At 39.7% G+C, this 10924-nt stretch carries 8 protein-coding genes and 1 tRNA gene; 7 read left to right on the top strand and 2 right to left on the bottom strand.

Annotation, left to right across the window (positions count from 1 at the left end; genetic code table 11):
* The first annotated feature begins 442 nt into the window (after positions 1 to 442).
* Positions 443 to 745, top strand: a complete 303-nt coding sequence (locus AAFN64_RS13135) for a hypothetical protein (protein ID WP_347760750.1) — start codon at positions 443 to 445, stop codon at positions 743 to 745.
* 141 nt (positions 746 to 886) lie between these two features.
* On the top strand, positions 887 to 2263 hold the full coding sequence (locus AAFN64_RS13130; protein ID WP_347760749.1) for a sigma-54 dependent transcriptional regulator: 1377 nt from the start codon (positions 887 to 889) through the stop codon (positions 2261 to 2263).
* On the opposite strand, the gene AAFN64_RS13125 is transcribed toward AAFN64_RS13130, so the two are convergent.
* Positions 2260 to 4671 carry an ATP-binding protein gene (locus AAFN64_RS13125; RefSeq protein WP_347760748.1) on the bottom strand — a complete coding sequence of 804 codons (2412 nt, stop codon included), beginning with the start codon at positions 4669 to 4671 and terminating at the stop codon, positions 2260 to 2262. The genes AAFN64_RS13130 and AAFN64_RS13125 overlap by 4 nt on opposite strands.
* An 84-nt stretch (positions 4672 to 4755) precedes the next feature.
* The gene (locus AAFN64_RS13120) at positions 4756 to 5895 is read right to left on the bottom strand and encodes an acyl-CoA dehydrogenase (protein WP_300484824.1); all 1140 of its coding nucleotides are present in this window, start codon (positions 5893 to 5895) and stop codon (positions 4756 to 4758) included.
* A gap of 96 nt (positions 5896 to 5991) precedes the next feature.
* On the opposite strand from AAFN64_RS13120, the gene AAFN64_RS13115 reads away from it, so the two are divergent.
* From AAFN64_RS13115 to AAFN64_RS13095, 5 genes are all read left to right on the top strand, one after another.
* Positions 5992 to 7062 carry an anhydro-N-acetylmuramic acid kinase gene (locus tag AAFN64_RS13115; RefSeq protein ID WP_347760747.1) on the top strand — a complete coding sequence of 357 codons (1071 nt, stop codon included), beginning with the start codon at positions 5992 to 5994 and terminating at the stop codon, positions 7060 to 7062.
* 77 nt (positions 7063 to 7139) lie between these two features.
* Positions 7140 to 8366, top strand: a complete 1227-nt coding sequence (locus tag AAFN64_RS13110) for a Glu/Leu/Phe/Val dehydrogenase dimerization domain-containing protein (RefSeq protein WP_300484820.1) — start codon at positions 7140 to 7142, stop codon at positions 8364 to 8366.
* Between the two features lie 127 nt (positions 8367 to 8493).
* On the top strand, positions 8494 to 9384 hold the full coding sequence (locus tag AAFN64_RS13105) for an energy transducer TonB (protein WP_347760746.1): 891 nt from the start codon (positions 8494 to 8496) through the stop codon (positions 9382 to 9384).
* A gap of 32 nt (positions 9385 to 9416) precedes the next feature.
* Positions 9417 to 10631, top strand: a complete 1215-nt coding sequence (locus tag AAFN64_RS13100; protein WP_347760745.1) for a folylpolyglutamate synthase/dihydrofolate synthase family protein — start codon at positions 9417 to 9419, stop codon at positions 10629 to 10631.
* A gap of 88 nt (positions 10632 to 10719) precedes the next feature.
* A tRNA-Val gene (locus AAFN64_RS13095) sits at positions 10720 to 10794 on the top strand.
* The last annotated feature ends 130 nt before the right edge of the window (positions 10795 to 10924 follow it).

Genomic DNA, 10924 nt, shown 5'->3' with positions numbered 1-10924 from the left:
GCCGCCTTTCTTTTGAAAACCCTATCCAAACGGATAGGGTTTTTTGTTTTATAATAATTCCATATCAAATAAAGCACTACAAACCCCGGATTCCCGGGGTTTTCTTTTTTATTCACCGTATATACCACACCTGACAGGTTTTGTAAACCTGTCAGGTGTATACCGCAAAACATAAAAAAACCGGAGCTTGTCCGGTTTTTATATTTTATAACATCAGGGAAATTTCTAATTCCACACTTTTTATGTTTCATAATTGTAGAATAATTCTACACTTTGAAACGGTTTCTACACTTGTTTTAAGCAGTGAAAAAAGTTTTATTTATTTTTAAATACTTGTTTTTTAAGGTTTTATATGGTTTTTGTGTTGCTTCTCCGCTTTTGGTATGTTTTTTTCATATAAGCTAAGTGTAACAGAAATTAATAACATTTAAAATTTAGTCTTATGAAAAATTTACTTTTATCAACAGCTTTAGTTTTAGGATTAGGAACAACTGCATTCGCAACTAACGTTTCCATCTCAGATGTTCAATCTATCGATATCTTTCAACAAAAAGAATACAAAGAAATCAAACCATCTGAAGTAAATGCAGATGCCTTGAAAAAAATCGGTGATAAATATGCAGGTTACACTTTAACTGGTGCTGCAGTTGCCGCTGACGGAGAATACAAATTAACATTGCAAAAAGACGGGTCAACTGTAGTTGCTTTGTTCACTTCTGCTGGTGAATTCATCAAAGAAGCTTAATATTTGAAATGTAGTAAGGTGAATAAGTAGATTTTTTCTACTCGGTAAGAGGAGGCATTGGCCTCCTTTTATTGTTTATACACTTAACACTAATTAACAACCAAAAATGTTAAATTTGTATCGTATCAAATTTAATTGTAGATGAGTTCAAAAATTTTGGTTGTAGACGACGATATTTCTTTTTGCGTAATGGTAAAGACTTTCCTGGAAAAAAAGGGATTTACAGTACACAATGTTTTTTCGGCTAAAGAGGCTGAAGGTATATTGGAAAACGAAACGTTCGACGTTGTATTGACCGATATCAGATTACCGGATAAAGATGGTATCGAGCTGTTGCAGTTAATAAAGGCAAAGTCATTTCCGACGCAGGTTATTCTGATGACCGGTTATACCGAAATCAAAACAGCTGTTAATGCCATTAAAATGGGGGCTTTCGATTATGTCGGAAAACCGATTAATCCGGATGAAATTCTGCATACGATTAACCAGTCTTTAAAGAAAAAGGCCAGTCCGATTATAGAAGAGACAGTTGATGCAGATGCGAAGACTTCAACCAAAACAAAGGCTTCCTCACAAAATGGTACGTTTCCGTTTGTAAAAGGAATTAGTGATCATTCGGGTCAGTTGCACGATTATATCGAATTGGTAGCGCCTACGAATATGTCGGTATTGATCATTGGTGATAGCGGAACCGGTAAAGAATATATCGCTCATAGTATACACGTACAAAGCAAACGTAAGGACAAGCCATTTATCGCGGTCGATTGTGGAGCGATTCCAAAGGAATTGGCTTCAAGTGAGTTTTTCGGACATCTAAAAGGCTCTTTTACCGGAGCTTTTAACGACAAAACCGGACATTTTGAAGCAGCTAATGGCGGAACTTTATTTTTGGATGAAGTCGGAAACTTGTCGTATGAAGTGCAGATACAGTTATTGCGCGCTTTACAGGAGCGTAAGATCAAGCCGGTAGGGAGTAATAACGAAATAGGCGTTGATATACGCGTGATCGCTGCAACCAATGAGGATTTACAGGAAGCGGTCAAAAAAGGCGATTTCAGGGAAGATTTATACCATCGTCTGAATGAATTTAGTATTAAAGCACCACGACTATCCGAAAGAAAAAATGATATCCTGATTTTCGCCAATCATTTTCTGGAAATGGCGAATCACGATCTTGAAAAAGACGTACAGGGCTTTTCCCAACCCGTAACCGATTTATTTTTAACCTACGATTGGCCGGGGAATTTACGGGAAATGAAAAACATTATCAAACGTTCGGTATTGTTAACCAAAGGGGATATGGTACTAAAAGAAGTGCTGCCTCAGGAAATGTTCGACAACCCGTATCAGGAAAAAACGGAAAGTGAATTCCAGTTGTATTCGTCTAAAGATGAAGAAAAGGCGATTCTCGATGCGTTGGAACGCGCGCGCTTTAATAAAACCAAGGCGGCTCAGTTGTTAGGAATCGACCGGAAAACCTTATACAATAAAATCAAACTTTATAATATCGAGCTTTAACGGATTTCAAATTTTAGTTTCTCGATTAATACTTCCAATTGATCAATGATCGATTGTACATATTCCTTTTGATTGACCTTTTGGAAGTCAAGCGTTTTGTCTTCCAAAGGGATTAAAAGGGCCACAATAGATTGCACTTCCATTTGTTTGAGCATCGGGATTAGTTTATGAGCCAATTGGGCAATTGCTTCCTGATCCTTATTTGCGACGGCTGTTTTTAATCCTTCGATGTTGTCGCTGCAACTGTTGATAAAGGCTGTTATGATGCCTTCTAACGCTTTACGGTCGTTTTGCGTAAACTGATTCAGACTGCTAAGATTGTACAGTTGGTGGTTGCGATGTTGGTTCTGGTCGTATTTGATTTCACGAACCAGACGCCCTTCAAAAATAGCTTGTAGTTGACTCAATAAGTCTTTTAATTGTATCGGTTTGGGGTGAAATGTCTCAAAACCTTTTTTGATAAAATCTTCAAATACCAAATCGCGTTTTCCGGTTAACGCAATAACGGGTAACGAAGCCAGATTTGGGTTGCTTTTAATCGCTTCAACCAGTTCAAAACCATCCATTTTAGGCATTTGAATATCGGTGATGATCAGATCAAATGGAGTTTTTAGTAGCATAGCGACTACTTTTGTAGCATCCGTTGTGGTGGTGACCTGAACCGAATAGGTAGCCAAAATTTCTTCCATTAATTTTAATTGCATAACATCATCGTCTACAATCAGGATCTTTTTGTCCTGTAGAAAATCGTATGCCGTGGTGTCATTTTCGGAAGAAGGATGTAAAACCGATTGTTCGGCAGGGATATTCGGGATGTGAACGGTAAACGTCGAACCTTTATGTTCTTCGCTTTCCAGCGTAATGGTTCCACCTAAAAGTTCGATTATCCGTTTGGCAATTGTAAGTCCAAGTCCGGTTCCACCGTATTTTTTTTCGATTCCGGAATGCGCCTGCGTAAATTCTTTAAAAACGTCTTTTTGTTTGTTTTTCGGAATACCAATCCCGGTATCGCTCACTTTAATCGAGATCCAGTCCGAATCCAGTCCGGCGGCAACGACTACTTGTCCTTCCTGTGTAAATTTGATGGCGTTCGTCACCAGGTTGGTCAATACTTGTTTGATACGGTACGGATCGGAAATAAAAAGTCCGTCCAGTTCCTTTTGAATGTTCCATTGCAATTGAATTCCTTTATTTGTTGCGTTCGGAACCAAAGGCTGACAACTGTTTTCGATCAGGTCTTTAAAATTAAAGTTGATTTTCTCGATTTTAATTTTGTTGTTTTCCAGTTTCGAAAAATCAATCAGGTCGTTCACCAATTTGAGGATATAATGGGACGAATGTTTGATATTGTCCAGATATTGTAGCTGTTTTGGGGAAACGGGCGTATTTTTTAACAGGTCGGAAAAGCCGATAACACTTCCCAATGGTGTCTGGATATCGTGCGTAACGGTAGCCAAAAGCATGGTTTTGCTTCGGAGTAGATCTTCTTTTTCTGAATTAAGCCGTTCCAATTGCATCCTGTATTTTTGATTCTTCTGTAAATCACGAACAATAATTAAGCCAAAAAGAATCACGAGTAAAAGTGCTACCGCTCCAATCCACGCAATATTTTTAGTGGTTTTGCTAATGGCAAATTTCGATTCGTTGATGGTTTGATAGGATTTCTGCAGGATTTCTTTTTCAACGGATATTAATACATTCCGAAGCTGATCGGAAATAACGCGGTTTTCTTCCAGTAATTTTTGTTCCCGTTTAAAGAGCTGACTTTTAATTCGGTTTTCTTTGGTTACCACATCCGAAATAATTTTTTCGAAAGCCAGAACCAACGAATCGTTCGAAACCGGAAGTACACTTAATGAATCCCGTTGGTGTGGATCGAGTACATTATCGAGGAATTTCCGGATCTGCGAATTGTTGCGCGCCCGACTAATCGGCTGGAAGTTTAAAACCAACGAGTCTTTAACGTTATAAATTTTGGTTATGGCTTTGTCCAGATTGTTTTCGTGACTGAATTTTTTTCGGAAGTCAAGAATCTCCCGGATACTTTTCCGCTTCTTTTTTAAGAGCATTTGTATCGAGTCGAATTTGACAAGTTGATTGTCGTCGGCACCTTCCTTAATCGTCTCAATTTCAGAATTGATACTGTCCAGTAACCGGTAATATTCGTTGATGGTGTTTTTGTTTTCGGTGAGCATCGCCGATCGGCCGATGGCTTCCGAAGTATAGAGGTTGGTTACGACATTACTGATCTTCAGAATTTTTTTGTTTTCTTCCGATGTCGTCTCTTTCGGAGTAGCAAGTTTTAGAATTTCGGAATAGATATACCAAACGGAAATCACTGCGATAACAATCAGGAAAATATATCCCAGAACAACTTTAAATTGTAATGACTTGGCTCTTTTATCCATTTTATAAAGATACTCGATCTGTTTTTGTAATCAAAAAAAAAGTCCAACGCAAAGTTGGACTCCTTTATTGTGAAGGGTTTGGAATTAAGAAACCAAACCTCTTGAAATTACAATTCTCTGGATTTCGGAAGTTCCTTCGTAAATCTGAGTGATCTTAGCATCACGCATCATACGCTCCACATGGTACTCTCTTACATATCCGTTACCACCGTGAATCTGAACAGCCTCGATAGTAGTATCCATCGCTACCTGTGATGCATATAATTTTGCCATCGCTCCGGAATGTGAAATATCCTGACCGGCATCTTTTTCACAAGCGGCTTTAAAGCATAACATTCTCGCGGCAGTGATTTGTGTTGCCATATCGGCCAATTTAAAAGCAATTGCCTGGTGTTTGAAGATTTCTTTACCGAAAGCTTTACGCTCCTGCGAATATTTTAACGCCAATTCGAATGCTCCGGAAGCAATTCCCAATGCCTGAGAAGCAATTCCGATACGACCACCGTTTAATACACCCATTGCAAAGTTAAATCCGAATCCGTCAGCACCAATTCTGTTTTCTTTTGGTACTTTAACGTCGGTAAACATTAAGGAATGTGTGTCGGATCCGCGGATTCCCATTTTTTGTTCTTTTGGACCGATTTCGAAACCTGCCCATCCTCTTTCAACGATAAAAGCATTGATTCCTTTGTGTCCTTTTTCTACATCTGTCTGTGCAATTACAATATAAGTAGAAGCGGTATTACCGTTAGTAATCCAGTTTTTAGTTCCGTTTAACAAATAATGATCCCCCATATCGATGGCAGTCGTTTTTTGTGACGTAGCATCCGATCCGGCTTCCGGCTCTGATAAACAGAACGCTCCGATAACCTCACCTTTAGCTAGTGGTACTAAATATTTTTCTTTTTGTTCTTCGCTACAGTATTTTTCAAGACCGGCACATACTAATGAGTTATTTACTGACATTACTACGGCAGCAGAAGCATCAACTTTCGCGATTTCTTCCATAGCCAATACGTAAGAAACACTGTCCAATCCGGCTCCACCGTATTTAGGGTCAACCATCATTCCCAAAAATCCTAGTTCGGCCATCTTTTTAACCTGTTCTTCAGGGAATTTTTGGTGTTCATCTCTTTCAATTACGCCCGGTAGTAATTCGGTTTGAGCAAAATCACGAGCAGCCTGCTGTATCATTAAATGCTCTTCAGTCAGTTTAAAATCCATTTCTTATAAGTTATTTTGTTTGAATGTTCTTTAAAAAAGTTCCCAAATATAGCGTATAAATGTCATACTTTCAACTGGATTACCTAATTTTAACCCATGCAAAATAGTGTCTATAACGTTATCGGAGTCATGTCCGGAACTTCCCTGGACGGGATTGATCTGGCAGCTATAACTTTTACGCTGGAAAACCAACAGTGGCAATTTCAAATCCAACAATGTGAAACGGTTCCGTATTCGGAAGAATGGATAGCATGGCTTCGCGAAGCCGTTGGTTACACACCGTTACAACTGGAAATGTTAAACGAAAATTATACGGTTTTACTCGCCGGTGTAATCCGCGATTTTATCCGAAAAAATGACATTCAGAAATTGGACGCAGTATGTTCGCATGGACATACCATCTTGCACCAACCGCAAAACGGACTGACATTGCAGATCGGAAACCTGCCGAAAATTGCTAAACTGATCGGGCAAAAAGTGGTCTGTGATTTCCGGGTAGATGACGTAGCCCTTGGTGGACAAGGCGCGCCATTAGTTCCTATTGGCGATCGTTTATTATTTGCTGATTATGCCTATTGCCTGAATCTGGGCGGCTTTTCCAATGTTTCGTTTGAAGAAAACAACAACCGGATTGCTTTTGATATTTCGCCGGTCAATACGGTGCTGAATTGTTATGCGGAAAAATTGGGCTATGCCTATGACGACCGGGGGAAACTGGCGGCAAAAGGAAAGGTGTCGGAAAAATTATTACAGGAACTGAATGCGTTGCCGTTTTATCAGGCGAAACATCCTAAATCGCTTGGTTTTGAATTTGTAAGAGAAACCGTTTTTCCATTGATTGATCAGCATGAATTGCCGGAATTGGATGTGTTGGCTACGTTTACAAAACATATTGCGTTTCAGATAGGCCAGGCATTACCGCTACCCAAAGGTAATTTATTGATCACCGGTGGCGGGGCTTACAATCATTTTCTTATTGAGTTGATCAAAGAGAATTTACCCGAAATAAAAGTCGCTGTTCCCGATGCCAAAACAATCGAATTTAAAGAAGCGCTGATCTTCGGTTTGCTGGGTGTTTTAAAGCTTCGCGACGAAATAAATGTACTGGCCAGCGTTACCGGAGCGCGTCATAATCACAGTTCCGGAAGAATTTATGATATAGCGTAAAAACTTTGAGATTTTAAGAGTTTCAGGCTATATTTGTGCGACTTAAAAAACAACAATACAATAAATAATTACATAAAATGAAAGATTTATTAAAGAAATTCGAAAATAAAGAACCGGAAGTAGTATTCCATTGGAAAGATGCGGAAACGGAAGCTGAAGGATGGACAGTGATCAACTCATTAAGAGGAGGTGCTGCCGGAGGTGGAACCCGTATGCGTAAAGGTTTGGATATGAATGAGGTGTTGTCACTTGCCAAAACAATGGAAGTGAAGTTTTCGGTTTCAGGACCTGCGATTGGCGGTGCAAAATCTGGAATTAATTTCGATCCGAACGATCCGAGAAAAAAAGGCGTTTTACAACGTTGGTATAAAGCGGTTTCCCCTTTGTTAAAAAGCTATTACGGAACCGGTGGCGATTTAAACGTAGACGAAATCCACGAAGTAATCCCGATGACAGAAGAATGTGGTGTTTGGCATCCGCAGGAAGGGGTATTCAACGGACATTTTAAACCGACTGAAGCCGATAAAATCAACCGTATCGGACAATTGCGTCAAGGTGTGGTAAAGGTGATCGAAAACACAACGTTCTCTCCGGATATCAATAGAAAATATACGGTTGCTGATATGATCACCGGATATGGTGTAGCACAGGCGGTTCGCCATTTCTACGATATTTATGGCGGAAGCGTACAAGGTAAAAAAGCAATCGTACAAGGTTTTGGTAACGTAGGTTCGGCTGCGGCTTTCTACTTAGCTGAAATGGGTGCAAAAGTTGTTGGAATTATCGATAGAGACGGAGGGTTGATCAAAGAAGAAGGATTTTCATTCGAAGAGATCAGAACGTTATTCTTAAACAAAGACGGAAACAAACTGGTAGCCGATAACATGATTCCTTTTGAAGAAATCAATGCTAAAATCTGGAACCTGGGTGCTGAAATCTTCACACCGTGTGCCGCTTCAAGATTGGTAACCAAAGAACAGGTTGACAATATGATTGCATCCGGATTGGAAGTGATTTCATGTGGTGCGAATGTTCCGTTTGCCGATAAAGAGATTTTCTTCGGTCCGATTATGGAAGAAACCGATAGCAAAGTAAGTTTAATTCCGGACTTTATTTCCAACTGTGGAATGGCTCGTGTATTCGCTTATTTTATGGAGAAAAAAGTACAAATGACAGATGAGTCGATTTTTAACGATACATCGGATATCATTCGTACAGCCATCGAAAAAGTACACGCACTTAATTCAGACAAGAAAAACATTAGTGCAACAGCTTTTGAAATAGCACTAAAACAACTTTTATAATAGCTAAAACGCCCAACAATTTGTTGGGCGTTTTTTTTTAATAATAATTATTTACCTTTATTGCCGTTATAAAGAAAAAAGGAATACTATTTGCTAGACCTTTTTATACAGTTTATTTAGCGAAATAATGAAAGGATTCGAAACAGAACAGGAAAAGAAATCATTTGTGATTACAACCGTATTATGCGGGGTGATTATCGCATTGCTGTTTCTTTTAAAATTTTCGTCCACGTTGGATATTATGCAGCTTGAAGGTGGCGGTGGCGGTGGAATTGCTGTAAATTTTGGTGACAGTGATGTCGGTTCCGGTAAAAATTTACAGAGCGAAGTACTCAATGTATCCAATCATACCAAAGCAACTCCGGCGACTCCTGCACCACAGGAGGAAATCATCGGTCAGGATTATGACGATGCTCCGGTAGTGGCTACGACAAAAAAAGTGGAGAAAACCAAAGTAACCCCAAAACCGGTTGATAAACCCGTGCCTACTCCGGAAAAACCAAAACCGTCCAAATCGACAACCGATGCGTTAGCGAATTTGATGAACGGTTCTAAATCCGGCGGTGATGGCGACGATAATACCAGTGGTAACAAAGGGAAATTAAACGGTGATAAAAATGCTTCCGGCTATTATGGCGGTGGCGGTTCCGGAAATGGAAAAGGATCGGGTAATGGAGATGGTGAAGGTCCGGGTTCCGGTAACGGAAAAGGTGGCGGTTATGGAAACGGAAACGGTACCGGAGTTGGAAACTACCAATTGGCGGGACGTAAAGCGATTTCAAAACCAAGACCGAATTATAATTGTAATGAAGAAGGTTTTGTAGCCGTTGAAATAGAAGTAGACAAAAACGGAAAAGTAATTGGTGCCGAACCCGGTGTACGTGGAACGACCAATGCCGCAAAATGTCTGTTGGATCAGGCACGAATTGCCGCCATGCAAACCAAATTCGACCCGAATCCAAGCGCACCCGACAAACAGGTGGGAAAAATTATATATAACTTCAAGTTGACAGAGTAAAGATTCCTTTACTCTTTTTTCTTTTATAGCAAATGAATTATCAGGAAACGTTAGACTGGATGTTTGCACAATTGCCAATGTTCCAGCAGCAAGGCGCCTCAGCCTATAAAAAAGATTTAACCAATACGGTTTTATTGTGCAAAGAATTGGGAAATCCGGAAAATAAAATCAAAACGATACATATTGCCGGAACCAACGGAAAAGGATCGACGTCCTCCATGATTGCTTCGGTTTTACAGGAAGCGGGGTATAAAGTGGGGTTGTATACGTCACCCCATTTAAAGGATTTTCGGGAGCGGATTAAAATTAACGGTACCGAAATACCGGAGACTTTTGTATGTGATTTTATCACCCAACACAAGGCTTTTTTCGAAAGTAACCAGTTGAGTTTTTTTGAAATGACCGTTGGTCTGGCCTTTGATTATTTTGAAAAGGAAAAAGTAGATGTAGCCGTTATTGAAGTCGGTATGGGCGGTCGACTGGATTCGACCAATGTCATCACGCCTTTGGTATCGGTTATCACGAATATTGGTTTTGATCATACACAATTTTTAGGAACAACCTATCGCGAGATTGCGTTCGAAAAAGCCGGAATTATCAAACCTGGCGTTCCTGTTGTTATAGGAGAATATAACGAAGAAACCCAGCCGGTTTTTATCGGAAAAGCGACCGAATACGGTTCGGAGATTTACTTTGCTTCCGATTTGATCACTCAGGATTATCCCAGTGCTTTATTGGGCGATTACCAATTCCATAATAAAAAGACAGTGGTACAGACCGTAGAAATTCTAAAGCGTTTTTTTACGATCACCGAAGAAAACCTTGAAAGTGGTTTGCTGAATGTGGTAAAGAATACACAATTGCGAGGGCGATGGGAGCAAATTCACTCGAATCCGAAAGTAATTTGCGATACGGCACATAACAGCCACGGACTAAAAATCGTCTTAAACCAGATACAAAAAGAAAAATTTGGCCACTTATATTTCGTTTTAGGTGTGGTAAACGATAAAGATTTGGATTCTATTTTGCCGTTATTCCCTAAAAATGCAACTTATTTTTTCTGTAAACCGAATGTCCCAAGAGGATTGGAAGCTACGGTTTTACAACAAAAAGCAAACGAATTCGGATTGGTTGGATCGGCATTTGATTCTGTGTCAGCTGCTTATGTGGAAGCCTTGCGTATGGCAGGCTCAGCCGATTTTATCTATGTTGGTGGCAGTACTTTTGTTGTAGCGGAAATTTTATAATTTTTTTTGTTTTTTGTTTGCAGATCTAAAAAACTGTCCTATATTTGCACTCGTAATCAGGAACATAATTGCTGACTACAAAACATAAGGGCGATTAGCTCAGCTGGTTCAGAGCACCTCGTTTACACCGAGGGGGTCGGGGGTTCGAACCCCTCATCGCCCACAGATTTAGAAACTCCAAAGTCGAAAGATTTTGGAGTTTTTTGTTTTTTTTAACTTTCCCTAAAAAATTATTTGATCACAATGCGAGATATTTTGATGTTATCTCACTTTGTGGGCACGGATTACAAATC

The sequence above is a fragment of the Flavobacterium sp. CAU 1735 genome (genome assembly GCF_039888695.1).
Lineage (GTDB): Bacteria > Bacteroidota > Bacteroidia > Flavobacteriales > Flavobacteriaceae > Flavobacterium.
This window is presented reverse-complemented; position numbering and strand designations above follow the sequence as displayed.

What these genes read in the sequence shown, in the direction of transcription:
- AAFN64_RS13135 (WP_347760750.1), top strand. Translation starts at nt 443, where the DNA reads ATGAAAAATTTACTTTTATCAACAGCTTTAGTTTTAGGATTAGGAACA.
- AAFN64_RS13130 (WP_347760749.1), top strand. Translation starts at nt 887, where the DNA reads ATGAGTTCAAAAATTTTGGTTGTAGACGACGATATTTCTTTTTGCGTA.
- AAFN64_RS13125 (WP_347760748.1), bottom strand. Translation starts at nt 4,671, where the DNA reads ATGGATAAAAGAGCCAAGTCATTACAATTTAAAGTTGTTCTGGGATAT.
- AAFN64_RS13120 (WP_300484824.1), bottom strand. Translation starts at nt 5,895, where the DNA reads ATGGATTTTAAACTGACTGAAGAGCATTTAATGATACAGCAGGCTGCT.
- AAFN64_RS13115 (WP_347760747.1), top strand. Translation starts at nt 5,992, where the DNA reads ATGCAAAATAGTGTCTATAACGTTATCGGAGTCATGTCCGGAACTTCC.
- AAFN64_RS13110 (WP_300484820.1), top strand. Translation starts at nt 7,140, where the DNA reads ATGAAAGATTTATTAAAGAAATTCGAAAATAAAGAACCGGAAGTAGTA.
- AAFN64_RS13105 (WP_347760746.1), top strand. Translation starts at nt 8,494, where the DNA reads ATGAAAGGATTCGAAACAGAACAGGAAAAGAAATCATTTGTGATTACA.
- AAFN64_RS13100 (WP_347760745.1), top strand. Translation starts at nt 9,417, where the DNA reads ATGAATTATCAGGAAACGTTAGACTGGATGTTTGCACAATTGCCAATG.